The 21,433-nt window shown below is 57.1% G+C and carries 20 protein-coding genes; 4 read left to right on the top strand and 16 right to left on the bottom strand.

Translation table 11 applies throughout. The features are described from left to right. Nucleotides 1–3 precede the first annotated feature (3 nt). From moaA to SELSP_RS03530, 7 genes are all read right to left on the bottom strand, one after another. Nucleotides 4–990 carry a GTP 3',8-cyclase MoaA gene (moaA, locus tag SELSP_RS03560; protein ID WP_013740674.1) on the bottom strand — a complete coding sequence of 329 codons (987 nt, stop codon included), beginning with the start codon at nt 988–990 and terminating at the stop codon, nt 4–6. Nucleotides 991–1,077: 87 nt separating this feature from the next. Next, a complete protein-coding gene (locus tag SELSP_RS03555; protein ID WP_006193114.1) occupies nt 1,078–2,304 on the bottom strand; it encodes a molybdopterin molybdotransferase MoeA in 1,227 nt (408 codons plus the stop codon). Between the two features lie 8 nt (nt 2,305–2,312). Next, entirely contained in the window at nt 2,313–3,347 is a 1,035-nt protein-coding gene (locus tag SELSP_RS03550) for a molybdopterin-binding protein (protein ID WP_037367766.1), read from the bottom strand. A gap of 11 nt (nt 3,348–3,358) precedes the next feature. Further along, nucleotides 3,359–4,042, bottom strand: coding sequence for a respiratory nitrate reductase subunit gamma (narI, locus tag SELSP_RS03545; RefSeq protein WP_006193116.1), 684 nt, complete (start codon nt 4,040–4,042; stop codon nt 3,359–3,361). Continuing rightward, nucleotides 4,039–4,563: a nitrate reductase molybdenum cofactor assembly chaperone gene (gene narJ, locus SELSP_RS03540; RefSeq protein WP_006193117.1), complete on the bottom strand. Its 525-nt coding sequence runs from the start codon at nt 4,561–4,563 to the stop codon at nt 4,039–4,041. The genes narI and narJ overlap by 4 nt, the downstream gene beginning before the upstream one ends. Further along, the gene (narH, locus tag SELSP_RS03535) at nt 4,563–5,984 is read right to left on the bottom strand and encodes a nitrate reductase subunit beta (RefSeq protein ID WP_013740672.1); all 1,422 of its coding nucleotides are present in this window, start codon (nt 5,982–5,984) and stop codon (nt 4,563–4,565) included. Before narH ends, narJ begins: the two co-directional genes overlap by 1 nt. Further along, the gene (locus SELSP_RS03530; protein ID WP_037367709.1) at nt 5,974–9,669 is read right to left on the bottom strand and encodes a nitrate reductase subunit alpha; all 3,696 of its coding nucleotides are present in this window, start codon (nt 9,667–9,669) and stop codon (nt 5,974–5,976) included. The genes narH and SELSP_RS03530 overlap by 11 nt, the downstream gene beginning before the upstream one ends. Before the next feature lie 254 nt (nt 9,670–9,923). Between SELSP_RS03530 and modA the strand changes: the two genes are divergently transcribed. From modA to modB, 3 genes are read left to right on the top strand one after another with little or no spacing between them, the layout of a single operon-like run. Further along, nucleotides 9,924–10,715 (top strand): molybdate ABC transporter substrate-binding protein, encoded by a 792-nt coding sequence (gene modA, locus SELSP_RS03525; protein ID WP_013740671.1) that lies wholly within the window; start codon nt 9,924–9,926, stop codon nt 10,713–10,715. Further along, nucleotides 10,715–11,758: a sulfate/molybdate ABC transporter ATP-binding protein gene (locus SELSP_RS03520; RefSeq protein ID WP_006193121.1), complete on the top strand. Its 1,044-nt coding sequence runs from the start codon at nt 10,715–10,717 to the stop codon at nt 11,756–11,758. Before modA ends, SELSP_RS03520 begins: the two co-directional genes overlap by 1 nt. A gap of 9 nt (nt 11,759–11,767) precedes the next feature. Continuing rightward, nucleotides 11,768–12,421, top strand: coding sequence for a molybdate ABC transporter permease subunit (modB, locus tag SELSP_RS03515; protein ID WP_006193122.1), 654 nt, complete (start codon nt 11,768–11,770; stop codon nt 12,419–12,421). A gap of 88 nt (nt 12,422–12,509) precedes the next feature. Here modB and groL read toward each other — a convergent pair whose 3' ends face one another. The 9 genes from groL to SELSP_RS03475 form a co-directional block, all read right to left on the bottom strand. Next, entirely contained in the window at nt 12,510–14,141 is a 1,632-nt protein-coding gene (gene groL, locus SELSP_RS03510; RefSeq protein ID WP_006193123.1) for a chaperonin GroEL, read from the bottom strand. Nucleotides 14,142–14,198: 57 nt separating this feature from the next. Continuing rightward, nucleotides 14,199–14,480 (bottom strand): co-chaperone GroES, encoded by a 282-nt coding sequence (groES, locus tag SELSP_RS03505; protein WP_006193124.1) that lies wholly within the window; start codon nt 14,478–14,480, stop codon nt 14,199–14,201. A 197-nt stretch (nt 14,481–14,677) separates the two neighbouring features. Continuing rightward, nucleotides 14,678–15,931: an ATP-binding protein gene (locus SELSP_RS03500; protein ID WP_006193125.1), complete on the bottom strand. Its 1,254-nt coding sequence runs from the start codon at nt 15,929–15,931 to the stop codon at nt 14,678–14,680. A gap of 249 nt (nt 15,932–16,180) precedes the next feature. Beyond that, entirely contained in the window at nt 16,181–17,305 is a 1,125-nt protein-coding gene (locus tag SELSP_RS03495) for an HNH endonuclease family protein (protein WP_006193126.1), read from the bottom strand. Then, nucleotides 17,302–17,586 (bottom strand): adenine-specific methyltransferase EcoRI family protein, encoded by a 285-nt coding sequence (locus tag SELSP_RS03490; RefSeq protein ID WP_006193127.1) that lies wholly within the window; start codon nt 17,584–17,586, stop codon nt 17,302–17,304. Before SELSP_RS03490 ends, SELSP_RS03495 begins: the two co-directional genes overlap by 4 nt. Nucleotides 17,587–17,593: 7 nt before the next feature. Continuing rightward, the gene (locus SELSP_RS12620) at nt 17,594–17,770 is read right to left on the bottom strand and encodes an adenine-specific methyltransferase EcoRI family protein (RefSeq protein ID WP_407635837.1); all 177 of its coding nucleotides are present in this window, start codon (nt 17,768–17,770) and stop codon (nt 17,594–17,596) included. A 7-nt stretch (nt 17,771–17,777) separates the two neighbouring features. Then, complete coding sequence (locus SELSP_RS03485) at nt 17,778–19,001, bottom strand: adenine-specific methyltransferase EcoRI family protein (RefSeq protein ID WP_006193129.1); 1,224 nt, start codon at nt 18,999–19,001, stop codon at nt 17,778–17,780. Nucleotides 19,002–19,067: 66 nt separating this feature from the next. Beyond that, the gene (locus tag SELSP_RS03480) at nt 19,068–19,820 is read right to left on the bottom strand and encodes an exodeoxyribonuclease III (protein WP_006193130.1); all 753 of its coding nucleotides are present in this window, start codon (nt 19,818–19,820) and stop codon (nt 19,068–19,070) included. 12 nt (nt 19,821–19,832) lie between these two features. Further along, nucleotides 19,833–20,663: an undecaprenyl-diphosphate phosphatase gene (locus SELSP_RS03475; protein WP_006193131.1), complete on the bottom strand. Its 831-nt coding sequence runs from the start codon at nt 20,661–20,663 to the stop codon at nt 19,833–19,835. Nucleotides 20,664–20,924: 261 nt separating this feature from the next. Here SELSP_RS03475 and SELSP_RS03470 point away from each other — a divergent pair, with 261 nt between their 5' ends. Then, the gene (locus tag SELSP_RS03470; protein WP_013740669.1) at nt 20,925–21,356 is read left to right on the top strand and encodes a Dps family protein; all 432 of its coding nucleotides are present in this window, start codon (nt 20,925–20,927) and stop codon (nt 21,354–21,356) included. Nucleotides 21,357–21,433: the final 77 nt, after the last annotated feature.

Raw genomic sequence — 21,433 nt, 5'->3', positions numbered from 1 at the left:
TCCTCACCCTCCGATCTGGTACATGCGGCGCTTCTCCTCGCCCGCGCCGCCCGCCGCTTCAAAGCGATGCTCGCGCGGCTTTTCGGCAATCACCTGCCGCAGTTTCCTGAAGAGCGCCGCGTCATCCGCACCCGCGCGCAGAAGTGTGCGCAAATCAAGTCCCGCATCCAACGCAAGGCACAGCTTCAGATAGCCCTCCGCCGTCAGGCGCACGCGGTTGCACGAGCTGCAGAACTTGTGCTCCAGCGCGTCGATAAAGCCGAGCGCACCGCGAAATCCTGCCGGTCGAAAGCACGCGGCGGGACCGGTGAGCGCTTCCTTGACGACGGGCACGAGCGCACCGAAAGATTCCTCCAAGATGCGGCGCACCTCAGCGGTCGGCACGCCCGTCAGCCCCGCCTCCTTCGCCATGCCGATCGGCATGAGCTCGATGAAGCGCACGTCGATCGGGTGCTCCTTCGCGAGGGCAGCGAGCGAAACAAGTTCCGCTTCATTGACTCCCTTAAGCGGCACGCAGTTGAGCTTCGTCTTGAGCCCTGCAGCGAGCGCCGCCTCCATGCCCTGGCGCACGACGGACAGAAGCGAGGCAGAACGGCGCGTGATGTCATAGAAAGCGTCCTCTGCCAGCGTATCGAGGCTGATGTTCACACCGTCAAGCCCTGCCGCGCGAAGCTCCTCTGCGAGGTCGGCGAGGAGAACGCCGTTCGTCGTCAGAGCGACGCGCTCGATGCCCTCGACCGCCTTGATCTCGCGCACGAGATCGACGACGCCGCGCCGAAGGAGCGGCTCGCCGCCCGTCAGACGCACCTTGCGTATGCCGAGCTGCGCGAGAGCACGCACGACGCGCACAATCTCCTCGAAGGACAGAATGTCCGCGTGGGAGAGCTTCTCCACGCCATCTGCGGGCATACAGTAGCGGCAGCGCAAATTGCAGCGATCCGTCACGGAAATGCGCACATATTCGATTTTGCGGCGATAAAAATCAAGCATACGACGCCTCTCTTACCACGAATATCCGATAATCAGACCCAAAGAGCGCAGACACATCGGCAAACTCGCAATCAACGCACAACAATTTCACAACAAGATGACATCGACCTCCGCACCCGCCGCAAGGGGCGGCGAGCCGGCAGGAATATCGACGAGCGCGTTGCAGCCGACGGCGGAGAAGAGCACGCCGGAAGCATGCTTCTCGGGCAGATGCACCTCGCCCTGCGCATACTGCGCTCGCACGAAGCGCCTGCCCCTGCTTTCCTTGGAAAAGCCGTCCCGCAAGACGGCGCGGCAGCGCATCGGCAAGAGCGCGTCTTGCGCCGTCAATTTGGCGAGCACGGGACGCGCGAGAAGCTCAAACGTCGCCGAAGCGGCGAACGGATTGCCCGACAGGGCGATGCCGAGCGTGCGGCGCGAGTCGCCCGCCGCCGAAAACGTATAGCCGATCGCAGGCGCTCCGGGCTTCATCAGAACGCGCCAGAAAAGGCGCTCGGCATTAAGCTCCTTGACGACATCGTGCATGATGTCCTTCTTGCCCACGGAGACGCCGCCCGTCGTCAGAACGAGATCGGGCGGCTCGGCAGAACTCACGAGCGCACGCGCAACCTCCTCCGCATCGTCGGGCAGCGCACCGAGGATTTCCGCCTCGAAGCCCATTTCCTTGAGCCTTGCCGCGAGCAAATAAAGATTGCTGTTGTAGATCTTGCCGGGACAGAGCGGCTCGCCCGGCTCGACAAGCTCGTCGCCCGTGCTCGCCAAAACGATGCGCGCGCGGCGCACGCAAGGAAGACGCTTCCTCCCCTGCCCTGCCAGGACGGCGATGTGCGCCGCCGTCAGACGATCGCCCGCCTTGGCGAGCACGGCGCCTTCTTCCACATCCTCCCCGCGAAAGCAGAAGTTCTCGTGATGCTTGAGCGCATAAGGCACGAGAATTTCCTCGCCCTCCACGCGCACGTCTTCCTGCCGCACGACGGTGTCCGCGCCCTCGGGCATCGCCGCGCCCGTCATCAGACGAAGCGCCTCGCCCGCGCCCACCTTGCCGGTGAAGAAGCTGCCCGCACACTCCTCGCCGATGACGCGAAAGCGCGCGGGAGCGTCCGCCGACGCCCCCTGCGTGCAGTCAGCCAAGAGCGCATAGCCGTCGAGCGGCGAGCGGTCAAACGGCGGCTGGTCGAAGGCGGCGCAGCAGTCCTCGGCAAGCCTTCGCCCGAGCGCCGCGAGAAGCGGCACGGACTCGGCTTCCGACAGCGGAATCTCGCGCACCTCGCGCAAAAGAAGCTCCTGCGCCTTTTCCAATGATATGTCCTGCATCGCTCCACCTACTCCCACTTGCCGAAGGTGCAGCGCGGATAGTGGCACGTCTCGCACGCGAGACACAGCCCGCCGAGTCCGAGGCGGCGGATCTCGCGGCGCGTCACGCGCTCGCCCGCCAAGATGCGCGGCAGCACGATGTCGAAGATCGTCGCCGCACTGTACATGACGCAGCCCGGCAGGCCGAGCACGGGCACCGTGCGCCCGTCGCGCTCGGCATAGGCGAGCAGGAACATCGCACCGGGCAGGACGGGAGCGCCGTACGTCACGACCTCCGCACCCGCAGCGCGGATCGCGGCGGGCGTGCGGTCGTCGGGATCGACGCTCATGCCGCCCGTGCACAGCACCATGTCCATGCCGCGATCAAGAAGCTCCTCGATCGCCGCCTGCGTATGCTCCAAGGCGTCGTCAGAAATACGGTGCTCATTGACCGAAAGCCCGAAGCCGCGAAGCTTCGCGTCAAGGACAGGCGTGAACGTGTCCTTGATCCTGCCGTGCGCGACCTCCGATCCCGTCGTCACGACGCCGACCTTCAGCGAGCGGTACGGCAGAAGCCGAAAGATCGGCTCTTCGCCAACGGCTCGCGCCGCCTCTTCCATCAAATCCTTCTTCACGGCGAGCGGAATCACGCGCATACCCGCGAGCAGATCGCCCTTCTTGACCGCCATGTACTGCGGCGCACAAGCCACCATGATGTCATCGAAATCGTTGAGCCGATGGAAGCGCTCGACATCGACGGCAAATACGCCGTCATGAAGCGCCCGAAGCTCGATCTTGCCCTCCTTCGGCTCAGAGGCTTCCATTCCCTCGTTCTGACAGAAGCCGCGCAGGATCTCCGCCGCTTCGTTCTCGTGCAGCAGTGTGCCGTCGTTTTCCCAGACGTAGAGATGCTGCTTGCCCAAAGAGAGCAGCACGGGGATGTCCTCCGCCTCGACGACATGCCCCTTGCGAAAGCGTGCACCCTTCCTCACGCCGCGCACGATCTCCGTGATGTCGTGACAGAGGATCTGCCCGACCGCATCTTCCACGGCGATTTCCTGCATCGCCAAGGCGCTCACGAGCGGCTCTCCTTCCTGCGGTAGACGATGGGACTGCGCGTCAGATAGAGGAACGGGAAGCTCAGACAATGCACGAGACGCGTGAACGGAAAGAGGATCGCCGTCACCATCCACAGCAGCATGTGCGCGCGGAACACGAACGGCACGCCCTCCATCAGCGAAACGTCGGGAGAGAACGCAAGGAGCGAGCGGAACCACGGCGAAATCGTCGCGCGGTAGTCAAAAGCGAAGCCGCCCAGGGCGTTCGACAGCGTCCCCGCGCAGCCCGTCAGGATGGCGAGGAAGAGCACGAGGTAGAGCCAACGATCCATGCACGACGTGTTGACCTGCATGTAGTCTTTGCCCAGAAAGCGGCGCTTCAAGAGCAGCAGGAAGCCGAAGAAAAACAGGATGCCTGCCGGTATGCCGCCCGCCAGCGCGATGATGTGATAGAGATGCTCGTTGATTCCCGCCGCTTCCGTACAGACCTTCGGGATGAGCACGCCGATGATGTGACCGCCCAAGGCCATGAAGAGGCCGAGGTGAAACATCGGACCTGCAATCTTCAAATCATTCTTCGAGAGAAATTCGCTCGATTTCGTCGTCCAACCGCGCTCCATCAAGACGTAGCGCGCTATCGTGCCGCCTATGAGCACGGTGAAAGCGATGTAGGGCAGTACGCCCCAAAAGAACTCATTCATGCTGCATCCCCTTCCCATCTCTCCGCCTGCATGAGCACGACGTCCAAAAGAAAAGCATAGGCGAGCTTCGCCTCGATGAAGCGGTCGCGCAGGAGCTTGAGCTTGTCCTTCATCGTGCGAAAGACCTCCGCCGCCTTCTCTTCGGGCAGGGCGGCGGCAAGCTCCAGGAGCGCCGGCAAATAGTCGGGAAGCTCGTTCTGCGTGTCGAAGCCGTTCTTGAGAAACAGCTGCTTGTAGACGTGCATCTCGCTCGCCTGCTTGCCGAAGTCCGTGCGATCCTGCGTCGTCAGATAAAGATTCGTGTTCGGCGAGAACTCGAAAGAGCGCACATACTGCTCTTCGTAAGCCTTATTGCCGAGCTCCTGCGCGTAGTCAAAAAGCTCTTCCAAGACTTCTCGTGCCTGCTTCGTCTCAATCTCTGCCACCGCGGCGCGGCAGGCATCGAAATCCTGCCACCACGCCTCGCTCGGGTACTCCAAAAGATATGCCGCGAGCTTCAGCAGCTTCTTGTACTCTTCCATCAGCAACCTCCCGGGCAGACATAGCCCGCGCTGCCCTGCAGCTCGCGCAGTTTCTCGTGCGTCTCCGCCTGCAGTCCCGCCGGAATGACGACGCGATCCCTGCGCTTGGCAACGGCGAGCAGGCGATACATCGCCTCGTACTCCGCCTCATGCAGGGAAAGCTCTGCCGGCACAGGCTCCTTCGTCTCCTTGCTGCGCATGACCGTGCGCATTTCCAAAAGCCGCGCGAGCGTGTTCTTGACGACGGCGACGTCGCCCGCCGCGAAAAGCTGCGCCAGATATTCGAGCGGAATGCGCATGTCCGCTGCGTCGGGCAGGTAGACCTCCGCTTCCACATGCTTCAAGATCGGCGAGAGCGGCGGGATGTACCAGACCATCGGCAGCGTACGGTACTCGGGATGCAGCGGCAGAGCGATCTGCCACTGACGGATGATCTTGTCGACGGGCGAACGCTCCGCCGCATGAATCCACGCATCGGAAATGCCCGCCTCACGCGCCGCCTTCTGCACTTCCCTGTCGCGCGGATCGAGGAAGATGCCGCGCTCGCTCGCAGGAATGTGCGCGGCGCTCTCCGTCTTCGCCGCCTCTTCCACCTTGTCCATGTCGTAGAAAATCACGCCCATGTAGCGGATGCGCCCGACGCAGGTGTCGGTGCAGACCGTCGGCAGGCCGTTTTCCAGACGCGGATAGCACAAGACGCACTTCTCCGCCTTGTTCGACTTCCAGTTGTAATAGATCTTCTTGTACGGACAGGCTGGCACGCAGTGACGCCAGCCGCGGCAGACGTCCTGCGAGATGAGGACGACGCCGTCCTCGTCGCGCTTGTAGATCGCGCCCGAAGGACATGCGGCGACGCAGGCGGGATTCAGACAGTGGTTGCAGAGGCGCGGCAAATACTTCATGAAGAGATCGTGAAATTCCAGCTTGATCTTCTCACCGAGCTTCTTCAAATTGTGATCGCTGCGCGCTGACTCGCCGCTCGCGAGATCGTCCTCCCAGTTCGGCCCCCACTTGATCTCCATGCGCTTCTGCGTGATCAGAGAGCGCGGGCGCGCCACGGGCTGATGGTTCTTGCGGCCCGAATGGATCAGCGTCTCGTAGTCGTATGTCCACGGCTCGTAGTAGTCGTCAAGCTCGGGCTGATCGGGATGGTAGAAGAGCTTCATGAGGCGCACCGCCTTGTTCGCGCCGGAGGCGAGCGAAAGTTCGCCATCCTTGACCTTCCAGCCGCCCTTCCACTTTTCCTGATCTTCCCAATTCTTCGGGTAGCCGATGCCCGGCTTCGTCTCGACGTTGTTGAAGTACATGTACTCCGCACCCTCGCGGTTCGTCCAGACGTTCTTGCACGTGATCGAGCAAGTATGGCAGCCGAGGCACTTATCAAGGTTCATGACCATAGCTATCTGCGCTTTAATCCTCAAGCCAATCGACCTCCTTCATCTTGCGCGCGACGACGTAGGTATCGCGCTGGTTGCCCGTCGGGCCGTAGTAATTGAATCCGTAGCTAAACTGCCCGTAGCCGCCGATCATGTGCGTGGGCTTCATCATGATGTGCGTCGGCGTATTGTGCGTGCCGCCGCGCGTACCCGAAATCTTCGAGCCGGGCACATTGATGTGGCGATCCTGCGCGTGGTGCATGAATACGACGCCGCGCGGCAGACGGGGCGAAGTCACGACGCGCGAGGCGACGACGCCGTTGCGGTTGTAAAGCTCGACCCAATCGTTGTCCTTGACGTCGATATCGGCAGCGTCCTTCTCGTTGAACCACACGGTCTGCCCGCCGCGGAACAGCGTCAGGAGCTGCTGGCTGTCGAAGTACATGCTGTGCGTGCTCCACTTGTTGTGCGGCGTCAGATAGCGCAGCGTGATCTCCTTGCCCTCGCCGAGCTTCTTCTCGATCGGGCGGTTCTCCAAGATCGGGCGGTACGTCGCCATCGCCTCGCCCCACTCCTGCATGAGCTCGTGATCGACGTAGAAGCACTGGCGTCCCGTCACCGTGCGGAAAGGCACGAGCTCCTCGACGTTCGTCGTGAACGGCGTATAGCGGCGATTGCGGTTGCTGCCCGTGAACGTCGGCGTCGTGATCGTCTGGCGCGGCTGCGCGACGACCTGATCGAACGTGAAGCGCTCGATCTCGCGATCCTTGGCAAGCCGCGTGAGATTCGTCAGACCCGTGCGCTTCTCCATCGACTGCCATGCGCGCACGGCGACGGAGCCTTTCGTCGTCGACGAAAGCCCCATGACGGCGTCGGCGGCCTGGCGCGCCTCGAAGATCGACGGCATACCGTAGGAGACGAAATCCTTGTTTTCAATAACGCCGTTGCGCTTTCGGATCTCCTCGTAGTCCTCTTTCGACTCCCACGAGAGTCCGTGTGCGCCCATGCCCTTCTCCACGTTGGGGCCGAGCGCGATCCACTTCTCATAAACCTTCGTATAGTCGCGCTCCACCTTGACGAGGTTCGGCATCGTCTTGCCCGGGATCGGCTCGCAGTCGCCCTTCTTCCAGTCGCGAATCCGACCCTCGGGCTGCGCCGTCTCGCCTTCCGTATCGTGCTGCAGAGGCACGGCGACGACATCCGTGTACGGCTTCATGCCCGCTTCCTTGGCGACGCGCGAGACGGCCTCGGCGAGCGTGCGGAAGATATCCCAGTCCGTGCGCGCCTCCCACAGGGGATCGACGGCAGCTTGGAACGGATGGACAAACGGATGCATGTCCGTCGAGGAGAGGTCGGTCTTCTCGTACCACGTCGCCGTCGGCAATACGACGTCGGAATAAAGCGCCGAGCCTGCCATGCGGAAATCGAGGTCGATGAGCAGGTCGAGCTTACCCTCGGCCGCGCCGCCGGGCTGACTGATCTCCTGCTCCTCGCGCCAACGTATCTCCGTCGGGCGCGTCGGGCACTTCTCCTCGGCGAAGAGACCGTTCTTCGTGCCGAGCAGATACTTGAGGAAGTATTCGTGCCCCTTCGACGACGAAGTGATGAGGTTCGCGCGCCAGATGAAGAGGTTGCGCGGGAAATTCTCGGGCGCGTCGGGATCTTCCGCCGAGAAGTTCAGCTCGCCCTTCTTGAGGCTTTCGGCGACGAACTTCTTCACGTCCTCGAAGTCCTCATGACCCGCTGCCTTCGCCTCGTCGATGATCTTCTGCCCGCTCTTGTTGAACGTCGGGTAGGATGGCAGCCAGCCGAGTCGCGCCGCGAGCACGTTGTAGTCGCCGGGGTGGCGGTAGCGCGGCTTACCCGTCGCCGCGACAATCTGCTCCGTGTCGATCTCGTCGCTCCGCCACTGATCCGTGCCGAAGTAGAAGAACGATGTGCTGTTCTGCAGGCGCGCCGCCGGCTGCCAGTCCGTCGCCGTCATGACGCGCGCCCAGCCCTCCGCCGGACGCAGCTTCTCCTGCCCGACGTAGTGCGCCCAGCCGCCGCCGTTCCTGCCTTCCGCACCGATGAAGAGCAGGAGGTTCAAGATCGTGCGGTAAATGATGTCGGCATTGTACCAGTGGTTGATGCCCGCGCCCATGATGACCATGGTTCTGCCGTCCGTCTTGATCGAGTTGTCCGCCATCTCACGCGCCGTATGAATGGCAAGCTCGGGCGAGACGCCCGTGTACTTTTCCTGCCAATGCGGCGTGTACGGCACATCATCCTCGTAGGACGACGCCGCCTCGCCGCCGAGGCCGCGATCGATCGCATAGTTCGCCATCGTCAGGTCGTAGACCGTCGTCACGAGGCGCTCGCCCGCCGCCGTCTTGATCTTCTTTACGGGCACCATGCGCTTTAAGAGCATTTCCTCGCGCTCCGTGCCGAAGTACGGCAGAGTGACTTCGACCGCGTCATCCTTGATGTCGAGGACGGAAAGACGCGCCTTGATCGCCTCGCCCGTGTCGCTGTCCTCCTCCTTGAGGTTCCACTTCGCCTGACGATCCCAGCGGTCGCCCATCGTGCCGTTCGGCACGACGAGCCTTTCCGTCATCTCATCCACGACGTAGAACTTGAAGTCGGCGTGCTTCTCGTCGGCGCGTCCCATGTCCTTCGCATTGAGGAAGCGTCCGGGCAGGAAGCTGCCGTCCTCCTTCTCATCGAGGAGCACGAGGAACGGGAAGTCCGTGAAGCGGCGCACATAGTCGACGAAGAACGGCACTTCCTTGTCGATGTAGTACTCCTTCAGGATGACGTGCCCCATCGCCATGGCAAGCGCGGCGTCGCTGCCCGTATGCAGACTGATCCACGTGTCGGCGACCGTCGTCGACTCCGCGTAGTCGGGCGCGACGGAGACAACCTTCGTGCCCTTGTAGCGCACCTCCGTCAAGAAATGTGCGTCGGGCGTGCGCGTCAGCGGCACGTTCGAGCCCCAGGTGATGATGTAGCCCGCATTGTACCAATCGCTCGACTCCGGCACGTCCGTCTGATCGCCCCAGACCTGCGGGCTTGCCGGCGGCAGATCGGCGTACCAGTCGTAGAAGGAAAGACCCGCGCCGCCCATGAGCTGCATGAAGCGAAGTCCTGCGGCATAGCTGAGCATAGACTTCGCGGGAATGACGGAAAAGCCGAAGTTGCGGTCCGGACCGTACTTTTCTACCGTGTAGAGAAGCGACGAGGCGATGAGCTCCGACACCTCGTCCCAATTCGAGCGTACGAAGCCGCCCATACCGCGCGCCGCCTTGTAGCGCTTCTTCTTCGCGGGATCGTCGGCGATGCTGCGCCATGCCTCAAGTGCCGTCTTATGATTCTTTCTCGCTTCACGCCAAAGCTCGGCGAGATCGCTCCTGAGATACGGGTACTTGATGCGCAGCGGGCTGTAGAGATACCACGAGAACGAAGCGCCGCGCGGACAGCCGCGAGGCTCGAAGTCCGGCATGTCGGGCGCGGTCTCCGGATAGTCGAGTGCCTGGTTCTCCCAAGCCACGAGGCCGTCCTTCACATAGATGTTCCAGCTGCACGAACCCGTACAGTTCACGCCGTGCGTCGAGCGCACCCGCTTGTCGAACGACCAGCGGTCGCGGTACATGTTCTCCCAGTCGCGCCCACCCTCATGAATCTGTTGGTGACCGCTCGCCGTCCGCTCCTTCGGGATAAGATAACGGAACTTCTGGAAAATGCTGCTCACTTCTCCATCTCCCTCCTGAGGAAATCTCATTTTCTTAAAGAACACGGAGCTTTTCATCCGCACTTCTCTAACTTCTCTAATCCGATTTATTATAGCAAAATTTTCTCGGATTTGTCTTGTAACAAATATCACAGATGAAAAATTTTCTATCGAATATGGGATATGCAGTGATAAATATTACTGCAAGTCGCTTTTCTTATGCTATACTAAGATGATATGGTATAATGATTTTCACCGAAGAAAGGAGTTTTTCCATGAAAAAAATCGCCCTTCTCCTCTCGTGCCTCGCCCTCTTCGTTCTCGCGGGCTGCGGCACAACGCCGAGCGCTTCGGACGCGAAGAAAGATTCCGTCGAGCTGCAGGTCTCCGCTGCCGCGAGCTTGACCGACGCGATGAATGAGCTGGCGATCGAGTACGCGAAGGAGCATCCTCAGACGAAGCTCGTCTTCAACTTCGGCAGCAGCGGCGCCCTGCAGCAGGCGATTGAGAACGGCGGCAGCGCCGACCTCTTCTTCTCGGCGGCGCAGAAGCAGATGGATGCGCTCGAAAAGGCGGGGCTTCTCGCCGACGGCACGCGCAAGAACCTCCTCGAAAACGAGGTCGTGCTCATCGTTCCCAAGGATGGCGGCAAGGCGATCACCTCCTTTGACGCGCTTGCGACGCCCGCAGCTTCGCGCATCGCTCTCGGCGAGCCGAAGGGCGTTCCCGTCGGCCAGTACACGGAGGAAATTCTCACGAAGCTCGGCATCCTCGACCAAGTGAAGGCCAAGGCGGTCTACGGCTCCGACGTGCGCCAAGTTCTCTCGTGGACGGAGACGGGCGACGCGGACTGCGGCGTCGTCTACGCGACGGACGCTGCCATTTCCGACAAGGTCAAGGTCGCAGCGAAAGCTCCGGCAGGCTCGCACAAGCCCGTCATCTATCCCGCTGCCATCTTGAAGGACACGAAGCACATGGACGAGGCGAAATCCTTCCTCGACTTCGTTTCCTCGGAAAAGGGCATGGCGATCCTTGAAAAGTACGGCTTCAAAGCCGCCGGAAAATAATGGAACTTGAAGTCAAGATCCGCAAGAAGCTGCGCGGCTTCGATCTTGCCGTGGAATTTTCCGTGCACGACGAGGTGCTCGCGCTGCTCGGCGCCTCGGGCTGCGGCAAGAGCATGACCTTGAAGTGCATCGCGGGCATCGAAAAGCCCGATGAAGGTCGCATCCTGCTCAACGGGCGCACGCTCTTCGACAGCGAAAAGGGCGTCAACCTCGCGCCGCAGAAGCGCCGCGTCGGCTACCTGTTCCAAGACTACGCCCTGTTTCCCAACATGACCGTCGCCGAGAACATCACGTTTTCGGCACGCGGCACGAAAGAAGAAAAGCGCAAGCTCCTCGAAAGGGAGCTTGCGCGCTTTTCGCTTGCAGGACTCGAAAACTCCTACCCCAAGGAACTTTCGGGCGGACAGAAACAGCGCACGGCGTTCGCGCGCATCCTCGCCTCCGATGCAGAGTTACTGCTGCTCGACGAGCCATTCTCCGCGCTCGACAGCTACCTCAAGTGGCAGTTGGAGCTGGAACTGCTGCACCTCTTCGACGACTACGGACGCGCCGCCGTCCTCGTCTCGCACGACCGCGGCGAAGCCTACCGCCTGGCCGACCGCATCGCCGTCTTAAGCGGCGGCGCCCTCGAATCGCTCGGCACGAAGCACGCGCTCTTCGAGCAGCCCGGCACGCTCGCGGCGACGCTCCTCACGGGCTGCAAGAATATCTCCCGCGCACGCCGCACGACAGAGCATGAGCTCTTCGCCGAGGACTGGCAGATCACGCTGCACTCTGCCGCCCCCGTGCCCGAGAATCTCCGCTACGTCGGCATCCGCGCCCACTTCTTTTCCCTGCGCGAAGAAGCGGCGGAAAACACGCCGCGCATGGAAGCTGTGCAGATCATCGAGGATGCTTTTTCCTACCTCGTCATGGCGAAGAAGGCGGATTCAGACGCCGCGCCCGTGCGTTGGGAGATTGAAAAAATCGCTTGGCAAGGGCTGGGGCAAAAAGAATTCTATCTGCATTTTCCCGCCGATCGGCTCATCTTGCTCGAACGATAGGAGGCGCACATGGAATTTTCTCCCTTTTGGATCACCTTGAAGACGGCGACGGTCGCCACCTTCATCTCCTTCTTCCTCGGCATCGCCCTCGCCTACGCCGTCCTCCATCTAAGGCGCTTCCAAGGCATTGCCGACGCCGTCATCACATTGCCCATGGTGCTGCCGCCGACCGTCGTCGGCTTCTTCCTGCTGCTCGTTTTCGGCAGAAAAAGCCCTCTAGGGCAAATGCTCCTCGACTTCGGCGTGCCTCTCGTCTTCACATGGAAGGCGACCGTCATCGCCGCCGTCGTCGTCTCGCTGCCCCTCATGTACCGCACGGCGCGCGGCGCCTTCGAGCAGCTCGACAAGAACATTGTCTATGCGGCACGCACACTCGGCATCTCCGAGTGGCGCATCTTCTGGCGCATCCTCGTGCCGAACGCCAAGCACGGCATCGTTGCGGGACTCGTGCTGACGTTCACGCGTGCGCTCGGCGAGTTCGGCGCGACGATCATGTTCGCAGGCAACGTCCCCGGCACGACGCAGACGATGTCCACAGCGATCTACGCCGCCGTACAGGCGAACGACTACGACCTCGCCTTCCAATGGGCGACGGCTCTCGTCCTCTTCTCCCTCGTCTTCGTCGCCGCCATGAACGCTTGGCTCGCGAAGAGCCGCAGCTAAAATACGGACGCAAAAAAAGCTTCCTGCTGCAGCGTCGCTGCAGCAGGAAGCTTTTCTATTTTAATTTGTTCGCGATGGATTTCGCGCCTTACATCATGCCCGGCATACCGCCGCCCATGCCCGGTGCGCCCATCGGCATCGGAGGCTCCTTCTCCGGCTTGTCCGCCACGAGCGTCTCCGTCGTCAGAACCATCGCCGCGATGCTCGCCGCGTTCTGCAGAGCGGAGCGCGTGACCTTCGCCGGGTCGACGATGCCCGCGCCGATCATGTCGACGTACTCGCCCGTCAGAGCGTTGAAGCCCGTGCCGTTCGCCGACTTCTTGACGTTCTCGACGACGACGGAACCTTCGAGACCCGCGTTGTTCGCAATCTGGCGAACCGGCTCCTCGATGGCGCGCTTCACGATGTTGATGCCCGTCTGCACGTCGCCCTCGGCGCTCAAAGCGTCAAGCGCAGGCAGGATGTCGACGAACGTCGTGCCGCCGCCGGCGACGATGCCCTCTTCGACCGCCGCACGCGTAGCGTTCAGAGCGTCCTCGATGCGCAGCTTCTTGTCCTTCATCTCGACCTCGGTCGCAGCGCCGATCTCGATGACGGCGACGCCGCCCGCGAGCTTTGCGAGGCGCTCCTGCAGCTTCTCCTTGTCGAAGTCCGAAGTCGTCTCCGCGACCTGCTTCTTGATCTGCTCGACGCGCGCGTCGATCGTAGCCTTATCGCCGGAGCCGTCGACGATCGTCGTCTCTTCCTTCGATGCGCGAACCTGACGCGCCTGACCGAGATCCTCGATCTCGACGCTGTCGAGCTTCCTGCCGACTTCCTCGGAGATGACCGTGCCGCCCGTCAAAATAGCGATGTCTTCGAGCATCGCCTTGCGGCGGTCGCCGAAGCCCGGAGCCTTGACGGCAAGAGCCTTGAACGTGCCGCGCAGCTTGTTGACGACGAGCGTCGCAAGCGCCTCACCGTCGAGATCCTCGGCGATGATCATCAGTTCCTTGCCCTGCTTTACGACCTTCTCAAGAATCGGCAGGATGTCGGCAATCGCCGAAATCTTGCGATCCGTGATGAGGATGTACGGATTGTCGAGAACGGCTTCCATCTTGTCCGTGTCCGTGACCATGTAGGGGGAGATGTAGCCGCGGTCGAACTGCATGCCCTCGACGACCGAGAGGTTCGTGTCCATGGACTTCGACTCCTCGACCGTGATGACGCCGTCCTTGCCGACCTTCTCCATCGCCTCTGCGATCAGCTCGCCGACTTCCTCGTCGCCCGAGGAAATCGCCGCGACCTGCGCGATCGCCGCCTTGCCCTCGACCTTCTTCGAGTTGCTCTTGATCTCATCGACGAGCTTCTTGACCGCCTGGTCGATGCCCTTCTTGAGGATCATCGGGTTCGCGCCCGCAGCGACGTTCCTCATGCCCTCGTGGATCATCGCCTGCGCGAGAAGCGTAGCCGTCGTCGTGCCGTCGCCCGCGATGTCGTTCGTCTTCGTCGCGACCTCCTTGACGAGCTGTGCGCCCATGTTCTCAAACGGATCTTCGAGCTCGATGTCTTTCGCAATCGTCACGCCGTCGTTCGTGATCGTCGGTGCGCCGAACTTCTTGTCGAGAACGACGTTGCGCCCCTTAGGCCCAAGCGTGACCTTTACGGCATTTGCCAAAGCGTCGACGCCCTTGCCGAGCGCACGGCGCGCTTCTTCATTGAACAAAACCTGCTTTGCCATGGTAAAACCTCCCAATATCTATCGAATCTATCGAATCTGCGCTCTCTCAGACAAATCTCAGAGCACCGCGAGGATGTCGCTCTCGCGAACGATCAGGTAGTTCTGCTCGTCAACCTTGACTTCAGAACCCGAGTACTTCGAGAAGATAACCTTGTCGCCCGTCTTGACTTCCATCTGCGCACGCGTGCCGTTGTCAAGCATCTTGCCCGTGCCGACTGCGACGACTTCGCCTTCCTGCGGCTTCTCCTTCGCCGTGTCCGGCAGCACGATGCCGCTCGCCGTCTTCATATCGCCTTCCGAAACCTTGATGACAACTCTGTCGCCCAATGGCCTGATCATGTTTATCTTCCTCCCAAATCAACGGAATCGCTGACGAATCAGCTCTTCCTAAATTCTTTTTGTTAGCACTCGCATTGCTTGAGTGCTAATCACAGTTCTTATATTACTCATTTTTCGACAAATAGTCAAGGACTTTTTTTGATTTTTTGACCTTTTAGAGAAAAATCTGTCACGAAGTGTGATAGAACGGCACGTTGTCAGTTCTCCAGACTCTTCTCATCGAGCAGAAAATCATAGACATTCATGAAGAGGACGCCCTGTTCATTATAATGCGGCGCCGGGCTGTCCTTCGTGATGATCATGCGCTTGAAAAAATCCCCCGTCAGCATCAGGGAGCGCTGCTCCTGCTCCATCTTCGCGGCATCCGGCAGCGCGTAGGCAGACTGGATGTAATAGCGCTTCGAGCCCTTATTGCAGACGAAGTCTATTTCGAGCTGCCTGCGGATGCTGCTTCCCTTATCATTCGTGCCGTACTGCTGGATGACGCCCACATCCACATTGAAACCTCGGATCTTCAGCTCGTTGAAGATGATGTTCTCCATGCTGTGCGTTTCCTCCAGCTGTCTGAAATTCAGTCGGGCATTTCGCAGCCCCATGTCCGTAAAATAGTATTTCACTGGAGTGTCCATGTATTTCTTTCCCTTTACGTCATAGCGCAGAGCACCGTCAATCAGAAACGAATCACACAGATAATCAATATATCGTTTGATCGTACTGTTGCTGATCTTCTTTCTCTTGACCGAGCGAAAGGTCGCCGACAGCTTTTCCGGGTTGGTCAGCGAGCCAATGGCAGAAGAGAGAATGTTCAAAAGCTCTTCCAGCTCCGCCTTGTTGCGTATCCTGTGCCTGCCGACAATATCGGAAATATAGGTTTCCTCAAAAAGTGCTTTCAGAAAAGCAATCTTCTGCTCTGCCGTCGTAAAATTCAGCAGCAACGGCAGACCGCCGTAGAGCATATATTCATTCCAGCCATCGTATTTGCTGCCAGAATAGACCGACATAAATTCTGCAAAGCTCAGCGGATACATGCGAACCTCATCGCCGCGCCCTCGGAATTCGGTAATCACGTCCTTCGACAGAAAGCGGGCGTTACTGCCGGTCACATACACATCTACATTTTCCATGCGAATCAAACTGTTAAGGACGGACTCAAATTCCCCCAGAAGCTGCACCTCATCGAGCAGTACATAATACAGCCCTTCGCCTGCGAGCTGTTCCTTCAAATACGGATACAGCACAACAGGATCGCAGAATCGCTTATTTTCAAACGTATCGAACGCGATCTCGACGATATGATTCGCGTCCGTTCCTTCCGAGAGCAAATGCTCCTTGAAGAGCTTGAACAAGAGATACGATTTCCCGCATCGTCGCATGCCAGTAACGACCTTGATCAGCCCGTTATGCTTCTTGCTGATCAGGGTATTCAGATAACGATCTCTTTTGATTTCCATTCCACAACCTCCTATTGAAGATTTTTGCGGTATGCCGCAAAAATCTTCAATATAATTATATCCCCGACAGCATTATTTTTCCAGTCAAACAAAAAGATTTTTGCGGCTGCCCGCAAAAATCTTTTTTAGGAAACTCATATAATAAACATAGATGCGTACTCAATCACATAAAAATGCTTTCTTCATCTCAGTTAATCCGTCGCCATGAAGCACTTCTTCCTTTACTTCATATCTCCAAAATCCTCCATTTTAATACTTATCCGTTTTTTTCCCGTTACAAGATTTACAAAGCATTTGACAATTATCAGGTTGCGTATGTCCGCCTTTACTCCAAGGCATGATATGATCTCCCTCCATTTCATCGAAATCAAAATGCTCTTTGCACACGGGGCATATTCCATCCTGCTTACTATATGCCGCCTGCTTATCCCGTTTATCAAATGCTCGTAGATTCAGCAAGCGTCCTGCAAATGGATCCGTATCTCTGCACAGTAAAAACTCATAGATACCCTTGCTTTTCTGTACATCCTCATCCTCATGCAAGCGTTTTGTCTCCGCTGCCATAACGGAAGAATTATATGTACGGCTATGGTACTTGTTATAAAGATGACACCAGTCCAATCCTTTCATATCCGGAAAATATTTTGGAAAAATCTTTTCCGCCCAATGGATGACATCCTGAAAATATTGCCACAACTTATTTGCATCCGCATCTGCTTTATGCTGTGCCATATATTCAGTAACCTCTTTAATTCCCTCGTACTCACAAATACCCTTAAGAACCTTTTCAAGAAGTTCCTGTCTGTTAGGATCACCTGTTATATACTTGCCAGACAAGGCTTTTGCCGGACAAGTACGCTTTGAAAAATATCGCTTTGCGTCAGACAGCCATTCTCCTGTATAAACAGAGTTCCGCAGCTCCTGATCTGTCAGTTTTGCGCCCGCGATATTGACTACCTTGAACCATTCTAATTTTTCAGATTCCTCACCTTCACAAATATAAACCATGAGCTCATAATCCATAATTGCATTATACTTATCATCTGGTAAGGAATCCCAATAATATTTCTTGCCATCAATACCAATCGAAAACTGATGCTTCAGATATTGCATTACCGACAAAGTCCTCTGCTGTCCATCCAGAATCTCATAAGCATCACTTCCAACTTTTACCCAGTATATGACATTTAACGGAAATCCCTTCAAAACGGTTTGAATCACCGCTTCTGCCTGCTCATTGTCGTAGACAAATTCCCGTTGATATGGCGGACGAACAGCCAATCTACCGGCATAGGCAAAAACACCGTCATCCCCCTTGTCCTCATAACCCTCAAAAATATCCTTGATCTTGATTCGTTCCGGCATTATTTTCATCGTCTTATCCTCCTAATCAAAATGCGAGGATATATACTCAACAAATATCCATCTGTATTTTTGGCAGTGTAGTACACCTTCCCCACGGGCTTTTCCTTTACAAGAATCGCGGCTCGCGTATTCACCTTGCCGCCGCCCTGTGTTTCACCATCTCGATTGTGTTGAACGCCATCTTGATAAATAACCGTCATCGGATAATCCACAGTATTCCCCAATGTAATTCCTAAAATTTCAAATTGCTCTGGATTGTATTTATCCAAAAAAGTAATCGGCACCCCCATGATACCATTACATTTTACGTCTGATAAAGCTCCTTCCGTAGCGCAGCTTTCCGTCAATGTACGGTTCATCTTTTCCCGTACTTGAGGCAATTCCTGCAAGGCCTCGGATATTTCCCGCCGCAAGTCCGATGATCTCGAATTGATCAGGGCTATACTTGTCAAGGAATGTGATCGGGACTCCCAAGATTCCGTTACAACTTGCGCCGGACAACAATTCGGAAGTATAGGCGGCGATATTTCCGTTCCGTTCCGTTCCGTTCCGTTCCGTTCCGTTCCGTTCCGTTCCGTTCCGTTCCGTTCCGTTCCGTTCCGTTCCGTTCCGTTCCGTTCCGTTCCGTTCCGTTGAGATTATCTGCTGTATCACTAAACCTGTCAACAGCTAAATAAAAACTCGGTCCGCCGGGCTCATAACTGCCTTTAGGAGCAATCTCCGACATCGGCTGTGCAAGCTCGCGACTAGAACCAACGATTTCAAATTGGCTCGGATTATATTTATCCAGATACGTCAGCGGAACCCCCAAATTCTCAAAATAGTCGCATGGAATATCCGCTGTCTTATCGACATTGATTGCATCATAATTATCATATTTAGGATATTCTTCCTCGTTGCCATAATATCGCTTATAAAGCACCAATTCTTCGTGTCTCATTGCATAATCAAGGTTCGTAAACCAGCGAACCCCTTTCACACGAATATATTTTCTTCCATCATCCTCCACGCCACATCCCGCTGCACGAAGCGGATAGTCATTCGGGACATAGAATTTCCGATCCCCGCTATGAATACTCGCTCCAAGCCATAATTTATTATTTTTAATAAGCGGAAAAATATCTTTATAAGTAATGGCATTGACATTACCTATAATCAAAAAATCCTTTTGATACACCATAATTTGTGCAACATATTCGCGAAAAAGGCTGAACGGCGGATTCGTCACCACAACGTCGGCTTGCTTGAGATAATCGATACATTCTTCAGAGCGAAAATCTCCATCCCCTTTCAGTTTCTTTACCCCGCGCTTTTTAGATTTCAAAAGAGCATCTATATCTTCATCAGAAACACCTCTGCCGTTTGCCATCGGAACTTCCTTCACATCCATGACATATCCATGCCCTCGCACTACGGGCTCATCCGCACCATCGAAAAGTGTCAGCTGCTGCCCGATAAACGGCGAGGTACTGTAAGAAGTACAGATCAATCTTTTTAAGCCAAGGTAATTAAAATTTCGTAAAAAGAATTTGCAAAAATTGCTTTCAAAGGGATCATCACAGTTGCAAAGAACCGTCTTCCCCTGGAATTTATCTTCATAATGGTTCATCTCTGCCTGTATATCTTCGTAGGCAGTATAGAACTCATCTTTCTTTGCATCTCTTGCTTTCGACAATCCTTCATTTTTGACACCGCTTTTTGCCATAATCGCCTTTCTCGCAGACGTTCTGCCATTTTAAGGAACACGAATCATTCGAGACAGCAAGCCCCCTCACCCCAGCACCAGTCCCACAGGGCAATGATCGCTGCCGAAGACCTCGTTGTGGATCGTCGCCTCCTTGATCTTCGGCGCGAGGCGGTCGGAAACGAGGAAGTAGTCGATGCGCCAGCCTGCATTCGTCTCACGCGCCTTGCGAAGATACGACCACCATGTATAGATGCCCGTCTTGTCGGGGTAGAGCGCACGGAACGTGTCGGTGAAGCCCGCTGCGAGAAGCTCCGTCATCTTCTCGCGTTCCTCGTCGGTGAAGCCTGCATTCTTGCGGTTCGTCTTGGGATTCTTGAGGTCGATTTCCGTATGCGCCACGTTGAGGTCGCCGCAGACGACGACGGGCTTCTTCGCGTCAAGCGCCAAAAGATAGTCGCGGAACGCCTCCTCCCAAGTCATGCGATAGGCGAGGCGCTCAAGGCCGCGCTGCGAATTTGGCGTGTAAACTGTCACGAAGTAGAGATCGTCGAACTCCAACGCGATGACGCGCCCCTCGTGATCATGCTCTTCGATGCCGAGGCCGTAGCTGACGGAAAGCGGCTCGATGCGGCTGAAGACCGCCGTGCCCGAGTAGCCCTTCTTCTCCGCACTGTTCCAATACTGCTTGTAGCCCGTAAGCTCCAAGATTGCCTGCTCCGGCTGCATCTTCGTCTCCTGCACGCCGAAGACGTCGGCGTCGAGCGCCTTGAACGACTGCATGAATCCCTTGCCGAGGCAAGCGCGCAGACCGTTGACATTCCATGATACGAAACGCATGATATTTCCCCCTCAGCCCTGCACGGGATCGCCGACGAAGTAGAGATAGAGGACGACGATGATACCGAGCACGATGCGATACCAGCCGAACGCCTTGAAATCGTTGTTCTTGATGTAGCGCAGCAGAAACTTGATCGAAAGGATCGACACGACGAATGCCGTCGCCATGCCCACGACGAGAATCAAGATCTCGCTGCCCGTGTAGTGCCAACCAAACTTGACCATCTTCAAGAGACTCGCGCCGAACATGACGGGAATGGCGAGGAAGAACGTGAATTCCGCCGCCACATAGCGCGACGTGCCGAAGAGGATGCCGCCCAAGATCGTCGCGCCCGAGCGCGACGTGCCCGGCACGAGAGACAGCACCTGGAACAGGCCGATGATGAACGCCGTCTTGTAGTCGAGCCGCTCGATCTCGCGCACGCGCGGCGTGCGGCGCTTGTTGTAGCTTTCAACGACGAGGAACATGACGCCGTAGAAGATCAAGGTCGCCGCGACGACAGGCGCCGTCATGAAGTGCTCTTCCATGAACTTGTTGAACAAGAGTCCGATGACCGCCGCCGGCACGCAGGCAAGTATGACCTTGTACCAGAGCTGCCACGTAGCGCGCTTCTCCCAGCTTGACTTCCAGCTCGAAAACGGGTTGAGCTTCTCAAAGTTCAGCACGACGACGGCAAGGATGGCGCCGAGCTGTATGACGACGAGGAACATGTCCATAAAGGACTTCGACACGTCGAGCTTGATGAACTCATCGACAAGAATCATATGCCCCGTGCTGCTGATCGGCAGCCACTCCGTCAGCCCTTCGACAATGCCCAGGACAACCGTTTTCAAAAGCTCCATAATACTTAAATCCACACAGAATCCCCCTAATTCTCCCTACGAGATATTGAACGGGAACATTATACCACAGTTGCCGCGTCGTTGGAACAAAAAGGATTGCTCTTTCCATTCGCAAACTTGCGGAATCACTGCCCACCCATGAATTCTTGAATTATAAAAGATAATAAATCTTATTTGTGAATCCGTACCATTTGTGCTATAATGGGAGCGATGAATTTGCGGGCAAAGTTCCTGCCCCTATATCGCAAAGGAGGATTTTTCATGCACAAGATGTTGAACCAGCTTCTTTCCGACCTCGTCGTCGAATATCACAAACTTCAGCACTACCACTGGTACGTCAAGGGTCCCGACTTCTTCCCCGTTCACGCGCAGTTGGAAAGCTACTACGACGGCGTGCGCGAAGACATCGACGCCATCGCCGAGAGCCTGCTGCAGATCAACCACGAGCCGCTGTCGTCCCTCAAAGACTTCCTCGCAACCGCGAAGATTGAAGAAGCGAAGCCCGGCTTCGTGACCTCGGACGAGATTCTCGCCGAAGTCGAGAAGGACTTCTCCTATATCTACGAGCAGGTGCGCAGCCTCAAGAAAGCTGCCGACGAGGCGAACCGCTACGTCACTTCCATGCTCATGGACGACTTCATCAAGAAATACGCCAAGTCGCTGTGGATGCTTCGTCAGGCTCGCATGAAGTAAGAGAAACCGCAGCATGAACAGCCAAAAATGGGCGATGCACGGATATGCATCGCCCATTTTTCATTTCGTGCCGCTCT

The sequence above is a fragment of the Selenomonas sputigena ATCC 35185 genome (assembly GCF_000208405.1).
Lineage (GTDB): Bacteria > Bacillota > Negativicutes > Selenomonadales > Selenomonadaceae > Selenomonas > Selenomonas sputigena.
The sequence above is the reverse complement of the archived record's forward strand: the minus strand, read 5'-3'. Positions and strand labels throughout refer to the sequence as shown.

What these genes read in the sequence shown, in the direction of transcription:
- moaA (WP_013740674.1), bottom strand. Translation starts at nt 990, where the DNA reads ATGCTTGATTTTTATCGCCGCAAAATCGAATATGTGCGCATTTCCGTG.
- SELSP_RS03555 (WP_006193114.1), bottom strand. Translation starts at nt 2,304, where the DNA reads ATGCAGGACATATCATTGGAAAAGGCGCAGGAGCTTCTTTTGCGCGAG.
- SELSP_RS03550 (WP_037367766.1), bottom strand. Translation starts at nt 3,347, where the DNA reads ATGCAGGAAATCGCCGTGGAAGATGCGGTCGGGCAGATCCTCTGTCAC.
- narI (WP_006193116.1), bottom strand. Translation starts at nt 4,042, where the DNA reads ATGAATGAGTTCTTTTGGGGCGTACTGCCCTACATCGCTTTCACCGTG.
- narJ (WP_006193117.1), bottom strand. Translation starts at nt 4,563, where the DNA reads ATGGAAGAGTACAAGAAGCTGCTGAAGCTCGCGGCATATCTTTTGGAG.
- modA (WP_013740671.1), top strand. Translation starts at nt 9,924, where the DNA reads ATGAAAAAAATCGCCCTTCTCCTCTCGTGCCTCGCCCTCTTCGTTCTC.
- SELSP_RS03520 (WP_006193121.1), top strand. Translation starts at nt 10,715, where the DNA reads ATGGAACTTGAAGTCAAGATCCGCAAGAAGCTGCGCGGCTTCGATCTT.
- modB (WP_006193122.1), top strand. Translation starts at nt 11,768, where the DNA reads ATGGAATTTTCTCCCTTTTGGATCACCTTGAAGACGGCGACGGTCGCC.
- groL (WP_006193123.1), bottom strand. Translation starts at nt 14,141, where the DNA reads ATGGCAAAGCAGGTTTTGTTCAATGAAGAAGCGCGCCGTGCGCTCGGC.
- groES (WP_006193124.1), bottom strand. Translation starts at nt 14,480, where the DNA reads ATGATCAGGCCATTGGGCGACAGAGTTGTCATCAAGGTTTCGGAAGGC.
- SELSP_RS03500 (WP_006193125.1), bottom strand. Translation starts at nt 15,931, where the DNA reads ATGGAAATCAAAAGAGATCGTTATCTGAATACCCTGATCAGCAAGAAG.
- SELSP_RS03495 (WP_006193126.1), bottom strand. Translation starts at nt 17,305, where the DNA reads ATGAAAATAATGCCGGAACGAATCAAGATCAAGGATATTTTTGAGGGT.
- SELSP_RS03490 (WP_006193127.1), bottom strand. Translation starts at nt 17,586, where the DNA reads ATGGGGGTGCCGATTACTTTTTTGGATAAATACAATCCAGAGCAATTT.
- SELSP_RS03485 (WP_006193129.1), bottom strand. Translation starts at nt 19,001, where the DNA reads ATGGCAAAAAGCGGTGTCAAAAATGAAGGATTGTCGAAAGCAAGAGAT.
- SELSP_RS03480 (WP_006193130.1), bottom strand. Translation starts at nt 19,820, where the DNA reads ATGCGTTTCGTATCATGGAATGTCAACGGTCTGCGCGCTTGCCTCGGC.
- SELSP_RS03475 (WP_006193131.1), bottom strand. Translation starts at nt 20,663, where the DNA reads ATGGAGCTTTTGAAAACGGTTGTCCTGGGCATTGTCGAAGGGCTGACG.
- SELSP_RS03470 (WP_013740669.1), top strand. Translation starts at nt 20,925, where the DNA reads ATGCACAAGATGTTGAACCAGCTTCTTTCCGACCTCGTCGTCGAATAT.